The organism is Nonomuraea sp. NPDC049400 (assembly GCF_044466425.1).
In the GTDB taxonomy this organism is placed as follows: Bacteria; Actinomycetota; Actinomycetes; order Streptosporangiales; family Streptosporangiaceae; genus Nonomuraea.
This window is the reverse complement of sequence record NZ_JBITMP010000004.1, coordinates 233,003-254,923: the sequence shown is the minus strand read 5'-3', so window position 1 is coordinate 254,923 and position 21,921 is coordinate 233,003. Positions and strand designations below refer to the sequence as shown.

17 protein-coding genes and 1 tRNA gene are annotated in these 21,921 nt (G+C 69.6%); 8 read left to right on the top strand and 10 right to left on the bottom strand.

Annotated elements, in window-relative coordinates; genetic code table 11:
* Positions 1-2: 2 nt before the first annotated feature.
* The 4 genes from ACIBVN_RS07160 to ACIBVN_RS07145 all read right to left on the bottom strand — a co-directional run bounded on the left by ACIBVN_RS07160 (position 3) and on the right by ACIBVN_RS07145 (position 4,189).
* Positions 3-1,394 (bottom strand): NAD(P)/FAD-dependent oxidoreductase, encoded by a 1,392-nt coding sequence (locus tag ACIBVN_RS07160; RefSeq protein WP_397133590.1) that lies wholly within the window; start codon positions 1,392-1,394, stop codon positions 3-5.
* Positions 1,395-1,895: 501 nt separating this feature from the next.
* The gene (locus ACIBVN_RS07155; RefSeq protein WP_397133588.1) at positions 1,896-2,810 is read right to left on the bottom strand and encodes an NAD-dependent epimerase/dehydratase family protein; all 915 of its coding nucleotides are present in this window, start codon (positions 2,808-2,810) and stop codon (positions 1,896-1,898) included.
* On the bottom strand, positions 2,807-3,187 hold the full coding sequence (locus ACIBVN_RS07150) for a hypothetical protein (RefSeq protein ID WP_397133586.1): 381 nt from the start codon (positions 3,185-3,187) through the stop codon (positions 2,807-2,809). The genes ACIBVN_RS07155 and ACIBVN_RS07150 overlap by 4 nt, the downstream gene beginning before the upstream one ends.
* Positions 3,188-3,277: 90 nt before the next feature.
* Positions 3,278-4,189 carry an NAD-dependent epimerase/dehydratase family protein gene (locus ACIBVN_RS07145; RefSeq protein ID WP_397133585.1) on the bottom strand — a complete coding sequence of 304 codons (912 nt, stop codon included), beginning with the start codon at positions 4,187-4,189 and terminating at the stop codon, positions 3,278-3,280.
* 261 nt (positions 4,190-4,450) lie between these two features.
* On the opposite strand from ACIBVN_RS07145, the gene ACIBVN_RS07140 reads away from it, so the two are divergent.
* On the top strand, positions 4,451-5,077 hold the full coding sequence (locus ACIBVN_RS07140) for a TetR/AcrR family transcriptional regulator (RefSeq protein ID WP_397133583.1): 627 nt from the start codon (positions 4,451-4,453) through the stop codon (positions 5,075-5,077).
* Positions 5,078-5,223: 146 nt separating this feature from the next.
* Here ACIBVN_RS07140 and ACIBVN_RS07135 read toward each other — a convergent pair whose 3' ends face one another.
* From ACIBVN_RS07135 to ACIBVN_RS07115, 5 genes are all read right to left on the bottom strand, one after another.
* Positions 5,224-6,414 carry an FAD-dependent oxidoreductase gene (locus tag ACIBVN_RS07135; RefSeq protein ID WP_397133581.1) on the bottom strand — a complete coding sequence of 397 codons (1,191 nt, stop codon included), beginning with the start codon at positions 6,412-6,414 and terminating at the stop codon, positions 5,224-5,226.
* 1 nt (position 6,415) lies between these two features.
* Entirely contained in the window at positions 6,416-6,970 is a 555-nt protein-coding gene (locus ACIBVN_RS07130; protein ID WP_397133580.1) for a TetR/AcrR family transcriptional regulator, read from the bottom strand.
* 302 nt (positions 6,971-7,272) lie between these two features.
* Complete coding sequence (locus tag ACIBVN_RS07125) at positions 7,273-8,172, bottom strand: RNA polymerase sigma-70 factor (protein WP_397133578.1); 900 nt, start codon at positions 8,170-8,172, stop codon at positions 7,273-7,275.
* Between the two features lie 69 nt (positions 8,173-8,241).
* Positions 8,242-9,420 (bottom strand): NAD(P)/FAD-dependent oxidoreductase, encoded by a 1,179-nt coding sequence (locus ACIBVN_RS07120; RefSeq protein ID WP_397133576.1) that lies wholly within the window; start codon positions 9,418-9,420, stop codon positions 8,242-8,244.
* Between the two features lie 374 nt (positions 9,421-9,794).
* A tRNA-Leu gene (locus ACIBVN_RS07115) sits at positions 9,795-9,880 on the bottom strand.
* 341 nt (positions 9,881-10,221) lie between these two features.
* Between ACIBVN_RS07115 and ACIBVN_RS07110 the strand changes: the two genes are divergently transcribed.
* Together ACIBVN_RS07110 and ACIBVN_RS07105 are read left to right on the top strand one after the other, a co-directional pair.
* Positions 10,222-10,866 carry a hypothetical protein gene (locus tag ACIBVN_RS07110; RefSeq protein WP_397133574.1) on the top strand — a complete coding sequence of 215 codons (645 nt, stop codon included), beginning with the start codon at positions 10,222-10,224 and terminating at the stop codon, positions 10,864-10,866.
* A 241-nt stretch (positions 10,867-11,107) separates the two neighbouring features.
* Complete coding sequence (locus ACIBVN_RS07105) at positions 11,108-13,063, top strand: chaplin family protein (RefSeq protein WP_397133572.1); 1,956 nt, start codon at positions 11,108-11,110, stop codon at positions 13,061-13,063.
* A 119-nt stretch (positions 13,064-13,182) separates the two neighbouring features.
* Here the strand turns inward: ACIBVN_RS07105 and ACIBVN_RS07100 are convergent, their stop codons facing one another.
* Positions 13,183-13,350 (bottom strand): DUF5703 family protein, encoded by a 168-nt coding sequence (locus tag ACIBVN_RS07100; protein ID WP_207755854.1) that lies wholly within the window; start codon positions 13,348-13,350, stop codon positions 13,183-13,185.
* A gap of 210 nt (positions 13,351-13,560) precedes the next feature.
* Between ACIBVN_RS07100 and topA the strand changes: the two genes are divergently transcribed.
* From topA to ACIBVN_RS07075, 5 genes are all read left to right on the top strand, one after another.
* Positions 13,561-16,242 carry a type I DNA topoisomerase gene (gene topA, locus ACIBVN_RS07095; protein ID WP_397133570.1) on the top strand — a complete coding sequence of 894 codons (2,682 nt, stop codon included), beginning with the start codon at positions 13,561-13,563 and terminating at the stop codon, positions 16,240-16,242.
* 221 nt (positions 16,243-16,463) lie between these two features.
* A complete protein-coding gene (locus tag ACIBVN_RS07090) occupies positions 16,464-17,765 on the top strand; it encodes a metallophosphoesterase (protein WP_397133569.1) in 1,302 nt (433 codons plus the stop codon).
* Positions 17,766-17,839: 74 nt separating this feature from the next.
* Entirely contained in the window at positions 17,840-18,385 is a 546-nt protein-coding gene (locus tag ACIBVN_RS07085; protein ID WP_397133567.1) for a helix-turn-helix transcriptional regulator, read from the top strand.
* A 121-nt stretch (positions 18,386-18,506) separates the two neighbouring features.
* Positions 18,507-20,594, top strand: a complete 2,088-nt coding sequence (gene tmk / locus ACIBVN_RS07080; RefSeq protein ID WP_397133565.1) for a dTMP kinase — start codon at positions 18,507-18,509, stop codon at positions 20,592-20,594.
* A gap of 154 nt (positions 20,595-20,748) precedes the next feature.
* Positions 20,749-21,921 (top strand): DNA polymerase III subunit delta', encoded by a 1,173-nt coding sequence (locus ACIBVN_RS07075; protein WP_397133563.1) that lies wholly within the window; start codon positions 20,749-20,751, stop codon positions 21,919-21,921.

Here is a 21,921-nt window from a genome sequence, read left to right as displayed (position 1 = left end):
GGTCAGCTGACGTGGGGCTTGGGGTGGGCCTCCTCGGCGGGCCGGGCGCCGATCACCGGGGCGGGTGTCTCCGGAGCCTGCTCCTGGGCAGCGGCCGGGAGGGTGGCGAGGGCGTGGCGGAAGTCTTCGCCGGGGCGTTCCAGGGTGCCCAACTGGATGACCTCGCGCTGGAAGAACAGCGCCAGCGTCCAGTCGGCCAGCACCCGCGCCTTGTGGCTGAGCGTCGGCACCCACATCAGGTGGTAGGCGCGGTGCGCCAGCCAGCCGAGGAATCCCGTCAGCCTCAGTTGGTACACCTGCGCCACACCCTGGTGGTGCCCCAGCCCGGCGACCGAACCCAGGTATTTGTGCCGGTAGGTCTTCAGCTTCTCCCCGCGCACGTAGCGGACGACGTTCTTGGCCAGGTGCTTGGCCTGCCGTACGGCGTGCTGGGCGTTCGGGGCGGTGAACTCGCCGGGGCGGGTCACGTCCGGGACGGCGGCGCCGTCGCCGGCGGTGAACGCGTCGGGCGTGTCCTCCACCGTCAAGTACTCGGTGGCCCGGAGGTGCCCCTTGGCGGTCAGCGGCAGGTCGGTCCTGGCGTTGACCGGGTGGGGCTTGACCCCGGCGGCCCATACGAGCGTGTTGGTGTCGAGCTCGGTGCCGTCGCCCAGCACGACGTGGCCGTCGACCGCCGACTCCAGTGTGGTGTGCAGGTGGATGTTGACGCCGCGCTTGCGCAGCGTGCGGATGGTCCACTCGCCCAGGCTCGGGTGCAGCTCGGGGAAGATCCGGCCAGTGGCCTCAACCAGCGTCCAGTTCACCTCCGCGGGCGAGAGCTCCGGGTAGTGCTTGAGCGCGGCGTCGGCCATGCCCTGAAGCTCGGCCAGCGCTTCCACCCCGGCGAAGCCGCCACCCACGAAGACGAAGGTGAGCGCGCGCCGCCGTACGTCCGGGTCGTGGGTCGACGAGGCGACGGCGAGTTGGGCGAGCACGTGGTTGCGCAGGTGGATGGCCTCGCCGAGCGTCTTGAAGCCGACGCCGTGCTCGGCCAGCCCGGGGATGGGCAGCGGGCGGCTGATCGAGCCGAGCGCCATGATCAGGATGTCGTAGTGGAGGGTACGGCCCGGACCCTTGTGCGGCGCGAACTCTGCGGTCCGCTCGGCGTGGTTCACGCTGAGGACGTTCCCGTTCAGAACACACACGCCCGGCAGGACCCGAACCAGCGGAGCCACGACGTGGCGCGGTTCGACGGTGCCCGCGGCGGCCTCAGCCAGGAAAGGCTGGTAGGTCATGTAGCCGCGAGGGTCGACGACCGTGACGTCGGCCTCACCGGTGATGATCAGCTTGCGAAGCCCCACAGCGGCGTACATCCCGACATATCCGCCACCGATGATCAAGATTTGCTTCTTCATGACCAACACCCCTTTCGCGATTTCCATCCCATAGACGTGACTGAACTGTGCGTTTGTGACAGTGAAGTGGATGACATTCCGTCTGGGGCGCCCAGACCAGGTCGTTGGTCATGAAGTAGTCAGGCGACGGGGGCCCGTGCCAGCCCGAGGCTTCCTTCTCGCTCACTCGACGAGCCGCCCCTCCAGGTCAGGCTCGGCAGTCTTGCTCCTGCAGGGCCAGGCAGATGCGGCGGGCCGACTCGAAGGGCCGGCGGCGGCGGTCATCGTGGCCGGCCCTACGACCAGCCTGCGCGACATCCTGGTCGCGGCAGGCGTCTTCGACGGCATGTGGCAGCGCGCCGGCGGCGTGGACGACCTGCCCCTGTCCCTGGCGCGGCGATTGTCATCGGATGCGCCCACGCATGCCCCACCCTGCGGACCGGTACGCGTGCCCTCCGGCCATGCCGGCGGATCTGGACGCCAGGGGTGGAGGCTGCCGGTGAGAAAGCCGGCGAGGGGCTGTCAGCCGCGAGGGGCGCGTACGCCTTCCCGGTAGGTGGGCAGCGTGGGTGTCCATCCCAGCTCGGCCTTCGCCTTGGCGTTCGACACCCGCATGGACGTGTCGATCATGAGAGCGGCGAAGTACGGCGCGGCCAGCCGGATCACCCAGCCGGGCAGGCGCCGGGGTGGTCGGGTCCCCGCCACCCTGGCGTGCTCGGCGAACATCCGACCCCAGGTGACGGGCTGGTCGTCCACGATGTTGTACGCCTGGCCCGCGGCCCCCTTGTCCATGGCGGCCACGGCCGCCGCCGCGGCGTCGGTCAGGTGGATCCACGACATGGTGCCCCCGCCGTCGCGTGGCACGGGCAGCTTGCCGTTCCGCAGCGCGGCGACGAACCCCTCGGAACCGGTCAGGCCGTAGAAGGCGCCATAGCGCAGGGCGATCCCCTCGATGCCGTCGGCGGTGAACACCTGCTGCTCGGTCGACCGCATGGCGGCCACGATGGGATCCACCTTGCCGCCGCGCGGCCGGCCGAACGGGTCTGCCTCGGTGAGCGGACGCGTGCCGTGGTCGACATATCCGTAGCCGGGCACCATCGACTGGGTCAGGAAGCGGCGTGCGCCCACGGCTCGCGCGGCCTCCAACAGGTGGGTGGTGCCGATGGTGCGCAGCGTGTTGGTCATCTCCATGTCGGCGTACTTGGCGGGAGGCTTGCTCAGCGCGGTGAGCTGGTGGATCACCACATCGGCGGAGATCCCCTCCACCGCGCGCAGCAGGGCGTCCCGGTCGAGCACGTCGGCGACCACCAGGCGCGCGCCGGGCGCCTGAGCGGTGGCTCCCCGGGTGAGGGCGAGAACCTCGTGTCCCGCCGCACGCAATGCTTTCAGCAGCGGGCGGCCGATCGCACCGGTGGCTCCGGCGAGGAGGACTCTCATGCTTCCTTCTTTCGCAGACGCAGATAGACAGTGGCCAGGGCGATCAAGGTGAAGAGGCCGAGGATCGGGACGTCGGTGCCGTGGCCGCCCAGATGCCGGTCCATGAAGTGCGTCATGGTGTGCAGGCCGCTGGCGACGGCGAATCCGGCCAGCGAGACGACGATCGCGTCCGACCAGATCAGGGAGAAGATCAAGGTAGCGCCGATGCCGATCTGGAAGGCGCCCGCGTCATGCGCCAGGTGCTCGTTCACGGGGTGGTAGTTCACGTAGTCGATGAAGCTGGTGGGCGACAGCAGTGCCCAGAAACCGAACACCAGCATGCTGGCCGCGCTCAGCAATACGCCGGTCATGACCAGGGGTTTGGGGCTGCTTCTCATTTTGGATCTCCATTTCAACAAAGTCGCAGGGCAGCTACGGTGGCCACGATCCGGCGGACCCGTCGCAGACCCTGGAGGTTCTCGGCCGGGTTACGCCAGCCCCTCCTTGAAGCCCTGCCGCCATGAGGGGTAGCGCAGCCGCCAGCCCAGTTCCCGCTTGGCCTTGGCGTTGGAGAAGCCGCGCCCCTCGGTCATCATCGTCACCGCCACCTGTCCGGCCAGCGGCCGGGCCAGCCAGGCAGGGACCCGCATCGGCGGCTTCGCTCCCGCGCACGCGGCCAGGTAGGGCAGCCACTCGCGGGCCGGGGCCGGTTCGTCGTCGACGATGTTGAACACGCCCCTCGCCTTGAGCTCCACGGCCAGGACGGTGGCGCTCGCCGCGTCGTCGAGATGCACCCACGAGCTGTGGCCGGCGCCGTCCCCGACGAGCGGGTACTGCCGCTTGCGCACGAGTTCGACTTGATCGTCGGTGGCGCCCGGCCCGTAGAACGCGCCGTACCGCAGGACCGCGCCGCCGGCCTTGACGACCACGTCCTCCAGGTGGCGGATCGCCGCCGCCCCCTCGCCCGTGCTTGTCGGGTCCAGCGGGTCCTCCTCGGTCTTCACCCAGCCGCCCTGGCGGATGCCGTTCCACGAGGCGTAGCTCTGCGCGACGAAGTAGGACACGCCGGTCGCTTCGGCGGCGGCCAGCAGGTGGTCCGTCCCCTCGGAACGCAGCCGGTTAGTGGTGGCGAACCAGCGGTCGAAGTTCTTGAAATCCGGCTTGCCGGAGATGGCGGTCATCTGGTGCACAATCACCTCCGGCCGCGCCTGGGCCACCGCCTCGCCGACCGAGATCGCATCCAGTCCATCCATCACGACCGCCTCGGCGCCCATCTGCTCCAGCAGGCCCAGCCTGGATGCGCTCGTCGTCGTCGCCGTCACCTCATGGCCCCGGGCCACAAGCTGCGGCACCAGCCGGCGCCCCAGCATGCCGGCCCCGCCCGCTACGAACACCCTCATGACCATCTCCTTTTCGACGCAGGTGACTACTTCCGAGACGAACAGCTCGGCCGGTTTGTGACACGGAAGGCACGACGTCGGGAAAGGGACGATCGTCGCGCCGGCCCTGCCTGCGCCCGGCCTGAGCCTCGCCTAGACAGTTCACTGATGTGCATTCGATGCACATCAGTGCAATTACTGCATCAGGATATACTCAGCTGGTGATCGGCCGTCAACACCGCCACCGGCTGACCCGACCGAGCTGAGGGATGAAAGGACACGATGACCAGTGGAGACCCTGTCCGTCGCGGCGGACGCGAAGCGCAGCGCCGCCGTACCCGCAAAGCGATCGTCGACGCAGCGGCACGGCTGAGCGCGGGCGGCGCGACGCCGTCCATCGACGAGATCGCCGCCGCTGCTGACGTGTCACGTCGCACGATCTACATGCATTTCCCGTCCCTCGACCACCTGCTGATCGACGCAACCGCCGGCGCGATCAACGACCCCCCGGTCGAGCAGGCACTGGCCGACCCCGCGCTCGCAGGCGATGCCGCAGCCCGCGTAGACGCCCTCATCCAGACCCTGCTGGAGTACTCACCGCAATCCTTGCCCCTGGGCCGCCGACTGATCCGCCTGACCGTCGATATGCCAGTGAACGACACCCAAGAGCCGCCCACCCCACGCCGGACCCAACGCCGGGTGGCATGGCTGGAGCGGGCCTGCGAACCGCTCCGCGACACCGTGAGCGAGCAATCCTTCCAGCGCCTGATCTCGGCCCTGACCGTCGTGGTCGGCTGGGAGGCGCAGATCGCCCTGCGCGACGTCCGCGGCCTCGACCCCCAAGCTGAACAGGAGACCATCAGGTGGGCCGCACGTGTCCTGGTGGAGGCGGCGATCAAAGAAGAGTGACCCCCGTCCTTGCTGCTACGTGGCCGATTGTTCGCATCCGGTGCGACTGACGGCGGTTGCGACAGCGGAACGGCCAGTGGCGGTAACAGGCGGCTGAAGAGCGCCGGATCATCGCCACTGGCCGTTCGGGTGTCCGCTGGTCGGCGTCATGCGGAAATGCGTTCCGGACGGACGCCCATGCCGACGAAACGGCCCATCAGGTGACGCAACGGTGGCAGCATCCGGAACGCTGCGAAGATCGGCGGCACATGCTGAGTCGTGTCGTCGCTCAGGTTCTTGGGATAGAGGTCTCGCAGGATGCCGAGTTGGAAGGCTTGGGTGACCCTCGCGGCGCGTTCCCTGCGTGACTGCACCCGGGCCAGATCGGCGGCCTCTGGTTTGCCTCCCCTGGCAAGCAGCGGGCCCAGCAGGTTGGCGGTGGCCACCGCGTCCTGCACGGCCAGGTTGATGCCTACGCCGCCGGCGGGTGACATGGCGTGGGCGGCGTCGCCGATGCACAGCAGTCCTGGCCGATGCCACTGGGGCAGCCGGTCAACCCGGACGCTCAGGTGGTGCACCGTCTCCCAGTCGATCTGGTCGACGCGGTCGTGCAGGGCGGGCGCCAGCTGCGCCACCCGGTCCCGGAACGCCGGCAGCCCGGCGGTCTTGAGTTCGCCGAAGGCGTTCGCCGGGATCGTGTAGGCGATCTGCCAGTAGTCGCCGCGGTCGATGGAAATCAGCGCCCCCTTGCCGCCCTGGAAGAAGGGCACCCGATCCTGTGGACGGCGGGGCAGGTGGAACCACAGCACGTCCATGGGGGGCGAGGCGCTCACGGGGGAGAGGCCGGCGCGTGCCCGTACGGTGGAGTGGCGGCCGTCGGCCCCGATCACCAGGTCGGCCCGCACCTCCACGGGGCCGTCCTCGGTGTCGGCCAGGACTCCGGTCACCCGTCCTTGTTCGATGAGGAGTTGTGTCGCCTGGGCGCGGTGCTGAAGGCGGAAGGTGGGGTAGGCCGCGGCCTTGCCCGCCAGGAAGTCCAGCACGTCCCACTGTGGCATGAACGCGATGTAGGGGCAGTGCACGTTCAACCGGCTGAAGTCGGCGAAAGTGACGTCCCGGCCGCCCATGTTGACCGTTACCTGGGGCATCTTGCTGTGCGGGAGGTTGAGGAACTCCTCAATCCATCCCAGCTCGGCGATCAGTTCCAGCGTGGAGGGGTGGACGGTGTCGCCGCGGAAATCCCGCAGGAAGTCCGCGTGTTTCTCCAGTACGACCACCTCCACGCCCTGGCGGGCCAGCAGCAGCCCGGCCATCATGCCCGCGGGGCCGCCCCCGACAACGCAGCACTGTGCACGCATCTCATCCCTCTTCCGGAAACAGCAGCCCGACCAGGGCCGCGACGTCGATGGGGGCGCCCAACCGCCGGTTGACGGCGACGGTGGCGAACACGGTTCTGGCCGCCGTGGCCGTGTCGTGCGGGCGCAGCTCGCCGGCATCGACCCGCTCGGCCAGGAAGTCGCCGATGAGCCGCTGGCCCTCGCTCACCAGCGTCGCCAGCGGCGCGCGGGCCTGGGCGGCGCCGAAGAACACCGCCATCAGCTCGGCGTTGTCGGCCAGCAGCCGATCGAACGCCCCCAGCAGCTCGGTCAGCACCTCGGTGGCCGGACGGGCGTCGTGACATTGGGCCCGCAACTCCCGCAGCCGGGGCAGGAAGCCGCGCTCCGACAGCAGGGTCTCCACCATCGCCTCTTTGCTGTCGAAGTAGCGATACAGCAGGCCGGGCGTCACGCCGGCGGCCTGGGCCACGTCCTTGACCGTGGCCCCGTCCACGCCCTTGGCAGCGAACACGCGCAGGGCCGCGTCAAGCAGTTGCTCCCGGCGCCATGCCGCCTGCTCACTTCGTGTCCTGGACATCGCCCCACCTCATTGAGTAAACGTTTATTCAACGTATCACGCGCGTGGTCCTCCCGTGCGACGCCGGGCGGTCTCGAGTTCCGCGTGGTCGCCGTGTCACATCGCTGGGATGTTGTCCGGCGGGGACGCGGAATTAGTCATGCCTGACCGATTGAGCGAGTGGCAAGCGGCCATGCGGGCCATCGCTCAGACCGCGTGAAGAGCGGCCGGCCCACCTCCAGCAGCGCTGGACAAAGGCGTCGGGCAGGGCGGCCAGCGGCTCGGAGGCGATCAGGCCCGCGACACTGGTTCTGATCACGGCATCAGGGGAACGCCAGGCCGTTGTCGAGGGTGAGGCCGCTGAGCTTGTCGGGGTTGACCTGGAAGCGCAGATTCTGGATGTGGCCGTCGACGAGGTCGAACGACAGGGCGCCGACGGTGTGGCCGTCGAGGGTGGCCAGGATGCCGAGCTCGCCGTTGATGACGGCGGGCTCCATGGTCAGGGCGGCCAGCTCGGGCTTGGCCAGGAAGCCCACGAGCCAGCGCGCGACGTGGTCGGTGCCGTGGAGGGGGCGGCGGGCGGCGGTGACCTTGCCGCCGCCGTCGGACCAGGCGGTGACATCGGGGGCGAGCAGTTCCATCACGGCGTTCAGGTCGCCGCCCGCGCAGGCCTTCATGAATTGCGCGGTGACCTGCCGGCGTTGTGCCTCGTCGGTGTCGAAGCGGGGGCGGCGGGCCTGGACGTGCTCGCGGGCGCGGTGGGCGATCTGGCGGACCGTCGGCTCGGGGCGTTCGAGGGTCTCGGCGATCTCGGCGTGCGAGTAGCCGAAGACGTCGCGGAGCAGGAAAACGGCGCGTTCGACGGGGCTGAGGGTTTCCAGGACGACCATCATCGCGATGGAGACGGTGTCGGCCAATTCGGTCTCCGTGGCGATGTCGGGGGAGGTCAGGAGCGGTTCGGGGAGCCACGGGCCGACGTAGGTCTCGCGCGTGGCCCGTGCTGAGGTGAGGCGGTTCAGCGACAGGTTGGTGACCGTTCGCACCAGGTAGGCCTTGGGGTGGTGGATCGCGTCGCGGTCGGCGGTGCTCCAGGTGACCCAGGCGTCCTGGAGGACGTCCTCGGCGTCGGTGACGCTGCCCAGCATGCGGTAGGCGGTGGCGAACAGCAGGCGCCGGTGTTCGAAGTAGGGGTCCTGCTCGGCCTTGTCGTCGATCACGATCACCGGCTCATGTTTCCAGCGCCGTCACCTGGGCGGCAAGACTCAGATCACGGCGCTGGGAGTCGGTGCCCGTCATGCCGCGAGCTTGCGGGTGATGCGGCCGCCCTTGGAGACGATGGTGGTGACGTTGATGTGCTTGTTGAGCCGGTAGGTCGTGAGGGGGCTGCCGCTGACCATCTCCTTGTAGGCGACGGCGGCCCGTCCGGTGAGGTACCAGCGGCCGGGGGTGTCGTCGGCCTTGGTGAACTGGATGACCGCGTCGCGGCGGCCCAGGCTGACCGGCTGGTGGAAGTAGCCGAAGCGGAACGGCTGGACGGCCTTGCCGCGCAGCAGCCGCGCGATGGTGTCGGCGGTGTACTGGGCGGTGGGCAGGCCGCTCTGGCAGGTCCCGTGGATCTGCCCCCAGGCCAGGCGGACCGCTGCGGCGTCGCCGACGGCGTGGATCTCCGGGTGGGACACTGATCGTAGCGTGGCGTCGACCAGGATGAGGCCGCGGTCGTCGGTGGCGATCCCGGCGTCGGCGGCGAGCGGCGACACCTTGACGCCGGTGGTCCACAGGCAGGCGTCGGAGTGGAGGAGCCGGCCGTCGGCCAGTTCGACGGCGTCGGGCAGCACCTTGGTGACGCGGGCGCCGGTCTCCAGGGTGACGCCGAGGCGTTCCAGCGCGCGGTAGAGATAGGCGCGGGCCTTGGCGCCCATCATGCCGCCGGGCTCGTCCAAGCTGATCAGCGTGACGTTCAGGCTCGGGTGGCTCTCGGCGATCTCGGTGGCCGCCTCGATGCCGGTCAGGCCGCCGCCGCAGACGGTGACGGTGCCGCCGGCGTGGGCGATCTCGGTGAGCCGCTTGGCGAACCGGCCGGCGATCTGCGGGCTGTTGAGGGTGAACGTGTGGATGTCGGCGCCGGGGACCTTGCTGGTGTCGGTCGAGCTGCCCAGCGCGTAGACGAGCGTGTCGTACCCGAGGGTCCGGGCACCGTCGACGGTGATCTGCCGAGCCTCGGGGTCGATGGCGGTGGCGGCGCCCTGGACGAACGTGACGCCGGTCCCGGCGAGCAGGTCGGGGATCTGGTGGTCGGCCAGTTCCTGCCCGGCTGCGATCTGGTGCATCCGCAGCCGTTCGACGAACCGGCTCGAAGGGTTGACCAGCGTGATCTTCACGCCGGTCCGGCGGGTGCGGTGGGCCAGCCGGATGGCGCTGAACATGCCCGTGTAGCCGGCGCCGAGGACGACGATGCGGTGGCCGTTGCTCATTTCGTTCTCCCAAGGTCGGGCACCGGTTTCGGTGCCGGTGACGTCCATGGGACAAACAACCCGTACCAGGCGTGACAGGTCGCAGATGTGAACCACATCACATCGCGCGCAGCTCCACGGAGGGGATTCCGAGGCCTCGCGTGCTTGGCAGCTGAATCGCCCCAGGCGGTCAGGCGCCATCCCGAAACGGCTCACCGAGGAGGAGATCGCCGCCACGGCAGCCACATCAGGAGACCTGTGCCGGGCGTTGCGCGGGACAGATCCGTTGGACAAGGCAGAGGTGTACGGCGAGCTCGGACTGCGCCTGACCTGCGAACCGGCCCCAGAATGCAGTAATCGCCCGAGCTGAGCTCGGGCGATTACGTAACAAGGTGTGTCCGAGGGGGGACTTGAACCCCCATGCCCATCACTGGGCACTAGCACCTCAAGCTAGCGCGTCTGCCTATTCCGCCACCCGGACTTGGTGCCTGCACGCGAGACCGTCATCCCGCGTCGGCTCAGTAAGGTTAGCAAACTCTGAGGACTGCGTCATACCGAGAATCTCCGGGGCTGAGGAGTGGCTCAGTGATGGGTGTGGCTGGAGGTTCTGATGGGGCTTTGGTGGCGTGCGGCTGGTGTACGCCAGAGGGTATTGGGGCAGTTGGGGGCGGTTTGGGCTAAGGGGAGTTGGTGAATTTCTGGCTCTCAGGTGAAAAGCCCTTGCGACAACCTTGAGTGCTGCTACGGTTACGGACCGTTGAGGGGTGAGTCCACGGACCGGCCTCACGGCATGAGGCCGGTTCTGGGATCGCGGGAGGTCACGTGGCACGCACGGTGGTGTTGCAGCTGGGGGCGAAGGCCCTCGGTGCGCATCGCCTGCCCGTGACCGTCCCGGCGCAGGGCGCGACCACCGATCGGGTTGACCGGATGGCGCGGTTCGCGGCCGGTGCCCGTCGGCTCGTCGTGCGGGCAGTCACGATTGGTGCCCTGGTGGCCGCCGGGTGGCTGCTTGCTGTCGTGTTCGGCATGCTCATCGCCGACCCGGCGGCCGCCGAAACAGCGGTGACTGCCAAATCAGCGGCGTCTGCTCAAGCGGCGACGTCAGCCGAAACAGCGGTGGCCGCAGATGTGGCTGCGGTGGGTGACGCCGCGGCGCCTCAATCCCTCATCCGCCCGGACCGTGTCTCGGAGTCGGACAACGCCGAGGCCATGGCCGGGCGTACGGTTGACGGGCTCAACAGCCAGCAGGATCCTGGCCTGCCAGCACCATCCACCGCCGGAAAGATCCTGGACACCAACGGCTTGGTGCCCAACGGCGGTGCCGGCGGCCTTTTCGGGGCCGCTCCGGGGGACGTCGCGAGGTCCGTGTTCGACCCGCGGCTCCAGGCGCAGCGCGCCCTCCTGGCGCGTGTGCTGCCCCCCGTTGTCCGCACAGCGGCGGACGACCCCTCCTTCTCGCCTGACTGACCCCCGCCCCCAGGTGCCGGTCTTCTTCCAGAACCGGTCACGAATCACGAAGTAGTGCGGCGGAGCGTGGTCTGACACCCCTTCGCCAGCGGGTGAAACACGTCAGTTCAGCTGGTTCGCGAAGTTGATCCGAGGTCTCCGCTGTGCGCGAAACCTCGTACGACCTCGGCTGCCCGCGAACCGTTCAGCTATCTCCCAAGTTCAGGTATCCCCCCAAGAAGAACCACTAGGAGCATTCATCATGCGTACGTGGGCAAAGGCATCTACTCCTGCGGCTCTGCTCGCCGTGGCCGCCATGTCGTTCGGCAGCGGCGGCACCGCGCTGGCCGACACCTCGGGCGACGGGTCCGTCGGCGGCGGCAACCAGGTCAACCTGCCGATCTCCCTCCCCATCGACATCAGCGGCAACTCCGTCGCCGCGGTCGGCTCGTCCGAGGCCTCCTCGCAGGGCGGCGCGACGGTCGTCAACAGGGGCGGCAACTCCAACAGGACCTCGGGCGACGGGAGCGTGCTCGGCGGCAACCAGGTGAACGCGCCCATCAGCGCCCCGATCAACGCCTGCGGCAACGCCGTCTCGCTGATCGGCAAGTCCGACGCGGGCTGCAAGGGCGGCACCACCGTCCGTAACCAGGGCAAGGGCGGCGCGGGCGGCAACCGCACCTCGGGCGACGGGAGCGTGCTCGGCGGCAACCAGGTCACCGCGCCGATCTCCGCGCCGCTGAACGTCTGCGGCAACGCGGTGGCGATCTTCGGCAGCGCGACGGCGGGCTGCCGGGGCGGCTCCAGCGTCCACAACACCGGGACGGGCGCGGGCGGCAACCGCACCTCAGGCAACGGGAGCGTGCTCGGCGGCAACCAGGTCATCGCGCCCATCAGCGCCCCGATCAACATCTGCGGCAACTCCGTGGCGGTGGTCGGACGGGCGTTCTCGGGCTGCAAGGGCGGCTCCAGCGTGACCAACAACGGCGGCTCGCACGGCTACCACAAGGCCGTGGGCTCGACCGGCAACGACACCGACGGGCGCTTCGGGGTCGGCAGCGGCAACCAGGTCATCGCCCCGGTCAGCCTGCCCGTGGAGGTCTGCGGCAACGCCGTCGGCAACGCGGCCGCCGGGTGCAAGGGCGGCGCCAAGGTCACGAACAGCGGCGGCGGCTCAGGGGCGGGCGGCAACGTCACCTCGGGCCGGGGCGGTGTGCTGAGCGGCAACCAGGTGATCGCGCCGATCAGCGCCCCGGTCAACGTCTGCGGGAACGCGGCGGCCGTGCTCGGCCACGCGTTCGCCGGCTGCAAGGGCGGCGCCCGCGTGAAGAACGGCGGCAGTGGCGCGGGCGGCAACTACACGTCCGGCCGGGGCGGTGTGCTGAGCGGCAACCAGGTGATCGCGCCGATCAGCGCCCCGATCAACGTCTGCGGCAACGCGGCCGCGGTGCTCGGCAAGTCCGAGGCCCACTGCAAGGGCGGGGCCAAGGTCAACAGCACCGGGGGCGGCGGAAACTACACCTCCGGCCGCGGTGGAGTGCTCGCCGGCAACCAGGTCATCGCGCCGATCGCCGCTCCGGTCAACGTCTGCGGCAACGCGGCGGCCGTGCTGGGCGACGCCGCCGCCGGGTGCCTCGGCGGGGCGAACGTCGGCAAGCCGGAGCACGGGTACAACCACCTCGCCGGCGCCACCGCGACCAAGGAGGCCAAGCGCGGGCTGCTGCCCATGCTCCCCGCCGTCCCCGCGCTGGGCGGCATGCAGGACGTCGCCGGCGTCACGCAGAAGGTGCACGGCGTCCCCCAGGAACTGGGCGTGACCTCGCTCCCGCTGGTCGAGGACGTCTCCAGGACGTTCGGCCTGCCGCAGCTGCCCGAGCTGCCCGGCCTGCCCGCCCAGGCGCAGGCCCCGGCCCAGCCGAAGAAGACCCGCGTCGCCGGCACCGCTGACGGCGCCCGGCGTCCCGCCACCTCGACCGGCGCCGTGGCCGTGCTCGACCCGGCGACCCAGCTGGTGGCCTCCACCCCGGTCGGCGGCGCGGTCACCTCGGCCGCCCGCGGCCTGCCGGTCAGCGGCCTGGGCCTGATGAGCGCCGAGCAGCCCGCCGGCCTCACCGGGATGAACTCGAGCTCCTTGCTGGCCCTGGTGCTCGGCTCGATGTTCGCCGCCTCGGCCGCGCTGTTCGGGACCGCCCGCCGGTTCCGGTTCGGCCGCAAGTAAGGGAATCAGACAGTACACATACAAGGTTCGGCTACTGCTCACAGCCTGTGAGTAGTCAGCGATAGACGCTTTGCCCGTTCCGGGGGCGCGGCCCGGGACGGGCAAAGCCATACCCATGTTCAGAGCGTGCTGCGTACCCGCATGACCTTGCGACGTAGCCGTACGTGACGGCTCCCGTCGGGGTGCACGCGTACGCGGGCGAGCTCCCACTGACCGTACTCTGCGTGTTCGGTCAGCAGTTGACGTGCTGCTTCGCGAGTGAGGTCGCGTGGAATGAAGATATCCATGTAGGAGTAGTCGAGCACAACGATTAGTCTCCAGGGTGAGTCAGGGCGCCATGCCGCTCGATGGGCCTTATTCTGCGTGCTTGTGGGTGGACCCGGAAGGTAGTGGGTAGCCCGCGGGGGAAGGAAATTTCCGCGAGTCGGGTTACCTTTCAGTCTGTGCCGACTCCCGGCAGGGGGATTTTGCAAGCGAACAGCGAGGTAGGAAGCAGCGTGCCAGCCAAGAACGGCAGCGCCGGCGGAACACGCCTGGTGATCGTCGAGTCGCCGGCCAAGGCGAAGACGATCGCCGGGTACCTCGGGCGCGGCTACATCGTCGAATCGAGCATCGGCCACATCCGCGACCTGCCGGAGAAGGCCGACGACATCCCCGAGAAGTACAAGGGCGCGCCATGGGCGCGGCTCGGGGTCAACGTCGAGCACGAGTTCGAGCCGCTGTACGTCGTCAACCCCGACAAGCGGTCGCAGGTCAACAAACTGCGGCAGTTGCTCAAGGACGCTGACGAGCTCTATCTGGCCACTGACGAGGACCGCGAGGGCGAGGCCATCGCCTGGCACCTGCGCGAGGTGCTCAAGCCCAAGGTCCCCGTGCACCGCATGGTGTTCCACGAAATCACCCCCCAGGCCATCCAGGATGCCGTGGCCAACCCCCGTGACCTCAACCTACGCCTCGTGGACGCCCAGGAGACGCGGCGCATCCTCGACCGTCTCTACGGTTACGAGGTCAGCCCGGTCCTGTGGAAGAAGGTCAAGCCCCGCCTGTCGGCGGGTCGGGTGCAGTCGGTGGCGACGAGGCTGGTGGTGGAGCGGGAGCGGGAGCGCATGGCGTTCACGCCTGCGCATTACTGGGACCTGCAGGCGCTCTTCGACACCAACAAGCCCGAGGAGCGGCCGCGCGACTTCACGGCGACGCTGACCGGGGTGAACGGCAAGCGGGTGGCGCAGGGCCGCGACTTCTCCAGCACGGGGCAGCTCAAGAACGCCGACGTGCTCCACCTGACCGAGGCCGCCGCGGGCGAGCTGGCCGGCAGGCTCAGGGATTCGTCGTTCGCGGTCAAGTCCGTCGAGCGCAAGCCGTACACGCGTAAGCCCTATGCGCCGTTCCGGACGACCACATTGCAGCAGGAGGCCAGCCGGAAGCTGGGGTTCTCCGCGAAATACACGATGCAGGTGGCGCAGCGGCTCTATGAGAACGGCTTCATCACCTACATGCGTACCGACAGCATCACGCTGTCGGAGACCGCGGTGGCGGCCGCGCGGTCGCAGGCGATCAAGCTGTACGGCGCCGCGTACGTGCCCGACAAGCCGCGCGTCTACAGCAGCAAGGTGAAGAGCGCGCAGGAGGCGCACGAGGCGATCCGGCCGTCGGGTGAGGAGTTCCGCACACCGGGCGAGACCGGGCTGTCCGGCGACATGTTCCGGCTGTACGAGCTGATCTGGCAGCGGACCGTGTCCTCGCAGATGAAGGACGCGGTCGGCGAGTCGGTCACGGTCAAGGTGAGCGGCAGGTCGTCCGCGGGCGAGGACGTCGAGTTCAGCGCGTCCGGACGGACGATCACGTTCTACGGGTTCCTCAAGGCGTACGTCGAGGGGGCCGACGACCCCTCGACCGACCGCGACGACTCCGAGAAGCGGCTGCCGAACCTGGAGGAAGGCGACGCGCTCAGCGTGTCCAGGCTCGACGTGGCGGGCCACTCGACCAAGCCGCCCGCGCGTTACACCGAGGCGTCGCTGGTCAAGGAGCTGGAGGACCGGGAGATCGGGCGGCCTTCGACGTACGCCTCGATCATCGGGACCATCCTCGACCGCGGCTACGTGTTCAAGAAGGGCACGGCGCTGGTGCCGTCGTTCCTGGCGTTCGCCGTGGTCAACCTGCTCGAGCAGCATTTCGGCAACCTCGTCGACTACGACTTCACGGCCGAGATGGAGAAGGTGCTCGACGACATCGCCAACGACCGGGCGGAGCGGGTGCCAGAGCTGCACCGCTTCTACTACGGTTCCGACGGCGACGAGGGGCTGAAGGAGATGGTCACCGATCTCGGTGACATCGACGCCAAGGAGATCAGCTCGTTCCCGGTCAAGGGCACGGACATCGTCCTGCGGGTCGGACGGTACGGCCCGTACCTGGACAGGGACGGCGCGCGGGTCAACGTGCCCGAGGACATGACGCCCGACGAGCTGACGGCCGAGAAGGCCGAGGAGCTGTTCTCGCGGCCGACGGGCGACCGGCAGCTGGGGCACGACCCGGTGACCGGCAACATGATCGTGGCCAAGGACGGCCGGTACGGGCCTTACGTGACGGAGATCCTGCCCGAGGCGCCGGAGGAGGAGACGCCCAAGAGGAGGACGAAGAAGGCCGACGCGCCAAAGCCGCGCACCAGCTCGCTGTTCAAGACGATGTCGCTGGACACCATCACGCTGGAGGACGCGCTCAAGCTGCTGACGATCCCCAGGACCGTGGGCGAGCTGGAGGGCGAGGAGGTCGTGGCGTACAACGGGAAGTTCGGCCCGTACCTGAAGAAGGGGACGGACTCCCGGTCGCTGGCCTCGGAAGAAGACCTGCTGACCGTCACGATCGACCAGGCCAAGGAGCTGTTCGCGCAGCCCAAGCAGCGCGGGCGGCGGGCCGCCGCCGCGGCGCCGCTGCGCGAGCTGGGCGACGACCCCAACTCCAAGAAGCCCGTCGTGGTGAAGGAGGGGCGGTTCGGGCCTTACGTGACCGACGGCGAGACGAACGCGTCGCTGCGCAAGGGCGACACGGTCGAGGACATCACGATCGAGCGGGCGGCCGAGCTGCTGGCCGAGCGTCGTGAGCGGGCGCCGGCGCCCAAGAAGACCACTCGGAAGGCGCCCGCGAAGAAGCCCGCGGCGAAGAAGCCGGCGGCCAAGTCGTAGTGCACACTCCGCTACTGCGGCGACGGCTGGGCGCGGCCGCTGTAGTGCGCTACTGCGGCGACCGCTGGGCGCGGCCGCTGTAGTGCACACTCCGTTGCTGCGGCGACCGCGGGAGCGCGTGGCTCGCGGCTTTCGGATTTCGGAGCCGCGGGCCCCGGTCGCAGGGAGAACGCGACTTCCCGAGGCGCCAGCAGCGGCTGCCGGAAAGTAGCATCAATGACGTGATCGTCTTGGTGTTCGCGGGGTTGATCCTGCTTGCGCACTTTTATCTGTGGCATCGGATGGTGCGCTCCACGACCGGCCCGGGGCGGCTGCGTAAGGCGCTGACCTGGGGCGTGGTGGGTCTGGCCGTCCTCGTGGTGGCGACGTTCGCGGGCACCCGGATGGAGCTCGGCCACTGGCTGGCCTGGCCCGGATACGTCTGGCTGGCCCTGATGTTCTACCTGCTGGTCTTCCTCGCGGTGCTGGAGGTGCCGCGGGCGGTGGCCGCGTTCTTCGTACGCCGAGCCGAGCGGCGGGCGGCGCCCGCCGAGCCGGAGCCCGTGTCGGCCATGGCCGGCGGCCCGGCGCTTGCCGAGCAGGAGCCCGTGCCGACCGTGGCGGGTGGCACGGCGCTCCCCGAGCCGGGGCTTTCCGAGCCGGTGCTTCCCGAGCCGCCGCTTCCCGAGCCCGCGCCTGAGACGCCCCCGATGAGCAGGAGGCTCTTCATCGGGCGGGCCACCGCCGCCGTCGCGGGCGTGGGGGCGTTGGGCACGGTCGGGTACGGCATGACGAGCGCACTCGGCGACCCCGTGATCGAACGGGTGAAGGTGGCGCTGCCGAAGCTGGATGCACGGCTCAGCGGCCTGCGGTTCGCCGTGGTGAGCGACATCCACCTGGGGCCGCTGACGGGCAGGGGGCACACCGAGCGGATCGTCCGCATGATCAACGGTCTCGAGGCCGACGTGGTGGCGATCGTGGGCGACCTGGTGGACGGGTCGGTCGCCCAGCTGGGGGCGCTGGCGCAGCCGCTGAAGAGCCTTGAGTCCCGCTATGGGGCATATTTCGTGACCGGCAACCACGAATACTTCGCCCCGAGCGGCCCCATGGAGTGGATCGAGGAGCTCGGCCAGCTCGGCGTACGCTCGCTGCGAAACGAGCGGGTGGAGATCAAGCACCAGGGCGCCGTGCTCGACCTGGCCGGCGTGAACGACCTCAACGGCGAGTCCTCGGGCGACGGCCCCGACTTCGACAAGGCGCTGGGCGGCCGGGACACCGGCCGGTCCACCGTGCTGCTCGCGCACCAGCCGCTCCAGGTGGAGCAGGCCGCACGGCACGGCGTCGACCTGCAGCTGTCCGGCCACACTCACGGCGGGCAGATCGTGCCGTTCAACCTGGTGGTGGGGCTGCAGCAGCCCGTGGTCTCCGGCCTGGCCACGGTCGACGGGGTGCAGGTCTACGTCACCAGGGGTGCGGGGTTCTGGGGCCCGCCCGTACGCGTCGGCGCGCCGCCGGAGATCACAATGCTTGAGTTGAGCACCTGACTTTCCGCGATCCGCTAGCCACATGCTGTCATCGTGGCGTAGAGTATCCGACCGGATACCAAGCGGAGGTGGGCATGGTCTCTTCGCCGATGGAGGCGGCGCACGCCGCCTTCTGGGCCAAGCGTGGCGGGCTGCTGTTCAGGCAGGCCAGGCATGCGGCGAGCATGAACCAGCGGCTCCTGGCAAGCGTGAGCGGCACGTCGAGGACCACACTGTCGGCTTACGAGCACGGCAGGAAGTCGCCGACGCTCGAGACCGCGGGGCGCATTCTCGACGCGGCGGGGTTCCGGCTGGCGCTGGAGGCGAAGATCGAGTTCGCGGCTCGCGTGAGCGAGGGTCGGACGTTCTACGTGCCGAGCCGGTTGCGGCGGCTGCCGGTCGGGGCGGCGCTGGGCGTCGTGCGGCTCCGGGAACGGGTCTACGACCTGGCCGACCGGGACGCGCGCCGGGCCGCCTACACCCTGCTGCTGTGCGAGGGCGGGCCCCAGGAGCTGCTCGACCACGTGGACGGGGTGCTGCTCGTCGAGCTGTGGGACGAGCTGGCGCTGCCCGCGGTCATCCGCGCCGAGTGGGAGCCATTGGTGGAAGAGGCCAGACATGAGGCCGGAGTTATCAATTGATGACCTTTTTGGTGACCTATTCGAGGCGGGTAGCCTGCGCGCGAGCCCGCGGACGTAATACCCTCGGCCCGGAATATCCGGCTCGTCTGTTGTCCGCCCTCTCCCTGGATACGCTGAACTCATGACTGCCCTTGGCCGACGCCGCCCGACCCATGTGCTGGCCAATGCGCCGTTTCGACGGCTGTGGATGGCCATGTCGGTGTGCAGTCTGGGCGACTGGCTCAACCTCCTGGCCCTGACCGCCCTGGCCGCCAACATCACGCAGGGCGACTACCGGGTGCAGTCGCTCGCCGTCGGCGGTGTGTTCATCGCCAAGATGTTGCCGGCTGTGCTGCTCGGGCCGCTCGCGGGCGTGTTCGCCGACCGGTTCGACCGGCGGCTGACGATGTTCGTGGCCGATCTGGCCAGGTTCGCCGTGGTGCTGTCGATCCCGTTGATCTACAGCTTCGAGTGGGTGATCGGCTACCAATGGGTGATCATCGCGACCATCCTGGTCGAGTGCATCAACCTGTTCTGGGTCCCGGCCAAGGAAGCCACCGTCCCCAACCTGGTGCCCAAGGAGCAGCTCGAGTCGGCCAACCGGCTCAACCTGCTGGTCACGTACGGCACCGCGCCGGTCGCGGCCATGCTGTTCGCCGCGCTGTCCGTGCTGGGCGACACGTTCGAGAGCCTGATGCCCTTCGCGTCCGGCACGGACGCCACGGGGCTGGCTCTGATCGTCAACGCCTGCGCCTACCTCGTCTCGGCCTTCCTGATCTTCACGCTGCGTGACATCCCCAAGCGCGACGGCGCGATCTCGACGCCTTCCGTGCTCAAGCAGATCGTCGAGGGCTGGCGCTACGTCGGCGGCAACCGGCTGGTGCGCGGGCTGATCATCGGCATGCTGGGGGCGTTCGCGGCGGGCGGTGCCGTGGTCGGGGTCGCGAAGATCTACGTGGGCGCGCTCGGCGGCGGTGACGCGGCCTACGGCGTGGTGTTCGGCGCGGTGTTCTCCGGCATGGCGCTGGGCATGTTCTTCGGGCTCAGGCTGCTCCGCGAGCTGTCGAGGCGGCGGCTGTTCGGCCTGGTCATCACGGTCGCCGGCCTGGTGCTCGTGGCCACCGCGCTGGTGCACAACCTGGTGATCGTGGTCATGCTGACCGTGCTGCTGGGGGCGTGCGCGGGCATCGCCTGGATCATCGGCTACACGTTGATCGGGCTCGAGGTCGAAGACGGGCTGCGCGGCCGTACGTTCTCGTTCCTGCAGTCCACGGCGCGGGTGACGTTGCTGCTGGTGGTCGCCGTGGCCAACCCGCTGGCGGCGATCTTCGGCGTGCACGTGCTGCGGGTGGGCGAGGTCGCCTACCGGTTCGACGGCTCCAACCTGGTGCTGGTGATCGGCGGGGTGCTCGCGATGGTCGTGGGCATCCTGGCGCTGCGGCACATGGACGACAGGAAGGGCGTTCCCCTGTCGGCCGACCTGATCGCGACGGTGCGGGGCGAACGGTTCCCGGCGGAGGCGGCCGAGCACGTGCCCGGGCTGTTCGTGGCGTTCGAGGGCGGTGAGGGGTCGGGCAAGACGACCCAGTCGCGGCTGATCGCCATCTGGCTGCGCGACCAGGGTTACGACGTGGTGCAGACGCGCGAGCCGGGCTCGACCAAGGTGGGCATGCGACTGCGGGCGATCCTGCTCGACGCGGCCGAGCGCGGGCTGTCGGCGCGGTCCGAGGCGCTGCTCTACGCCGCCGACCGGGCCGAGCACGTGGAGAAGGTGATCCGGCCCGCCCTCTACCGGGGCGCGCTGGTGATCACCGATCGCTACGTCGACTCTTCGCTGGCCTACCAGGGGGCGGGGCGGGCGCTCGACCCCAAGGACGTGTCCAAGATCAACGCTTGGGCCACGGGCGGGCTGGTGCCGCATCTGACCGTGCTCATCGACACGCCTCCCAAGGTGGGGCTGACCCGGCTGGGCGGGGCCGCCGACCGGATCGAGGCGGAGCCGCTGGAGTTCCACGAGCGGGTGCGCAAGGAGTTCCGCGCGCTGGCCGCGGCGGCGCCCGAGCGTTACCTCGTGGTGGACGGCACGCTGGCAGCCGAGCTGATCACCCGCCAGATCCAGGACCGGATCCGCGAGATCCTGCCGGATCCGGTGCCGCAGGAGTCGGAGGACGCCACGGGCACGATGCCCGCCATCACCGACACCATGTTCTCCACACGCCGGCGCGACTGATCTGCCCACGGCCGCGCTTCGGCGATGGTCCTTTGGGAGGAGGGCGCGGGAAACGGTGGCGCCGTAGCCGGGGGGCGGGGCGGCGCTCGTGATCGGCGGGGGCGTTGTCGGCGGTCGGTACGGGCGTAAGGGGATGTGCGGCTAGCCTTACGTCGTGGCAGTTTTCGATGACCTCATCGGGCAGGACCAGGCGGTGGCCGTGTTGTCGCGGGCCGCGGCGGCGGCCGGAGAGGTCGTCGAGGGCGGGCGCGGCGCGGGCATGACGCACGCGTGGCTGTTCACCGGGCCGCCGGGCTCGGGCAGGGAGGACGCCGCCCGCGCCTTCGCCGCGGCGCTGTTGTGCCCCGACGGGGGTTGCGGCCACTGCGACCAGTGCCACCAGGTGTTCATCGGCTCGCATCCCGACCTGGAGTCCGTACGCCCCCAGGGTCTGTCCTACAGCGTCAAGCAGACCCGCGAGCTCATCCTGCGGGCGGCCGGGGCGCCGACGCAGGGGCGGTGGCGCGTCATCCTGTTCGAGGACGCCGACCGGGCCACGGAGTCCGCCGCGAACGCCCTGCTCAAGGCCATCGAGGAGCCGCCGCCCCGTACGGTGTGGCTGCTGTGCGCGCCGGCGCCGGACGACTTGATGATCACCATCAGATCGCGCTGCCGGGTGGTCAACCTGACCACCCCCGCCACGGAGGCCGTCGCCCACGTGCTGGCCACGCGCGACAGCGTGCCGCCGGAGGTGGCCAGGTTCGCCGCCAGGGCCGCCCAGGGGCACGTCAGCAGGGCGCGGGCGCTGGCGCTCGACGAGGGCGTCAGGCGGCGTCGTGAGGCGGTGCTGAGCATTCCACGCTCGCTGACCGGCGTGGGGGAGTGCGTTTCTGCGGCCGAGCGGCTGGTGAAGACGGCGGAGGAGGAGGCCGCCGCGGCCACGGCCATGCTCAACGAGAGCGAGACCGCCGAGCTGCGCAAGCTCTACGGTGAGGGGTCCACAGGGAAGGGGCTCAACCGGGGGCTGGTACGCGGCGGGGCCGGGGCGTTGAAGGAGCTGGAGGACCGGCAGAAGTCGCGGGCCACCCGGATCAAGCGCGATTCGCTGGACTCGGCGCTGCTGGAGCTGGTGTCGTTCTATCGGGACGTGCTGGCCATGCAGTTCGGGGCCGGCGTCGAGCTGGCCAATGACGACCTCCGCTTCGATCTCGACCAGCTGGCCAAGGCATCCACGCCGGAGGAGACCTTGCGGCGGGTCGACGCGATCATGCAGTGCCGGGAACGGCTGGCGGCGAACGTCAATCCGCAGATGGCCGTCGAGGCGATGATGCTGGCGCTGCGTTCCTGA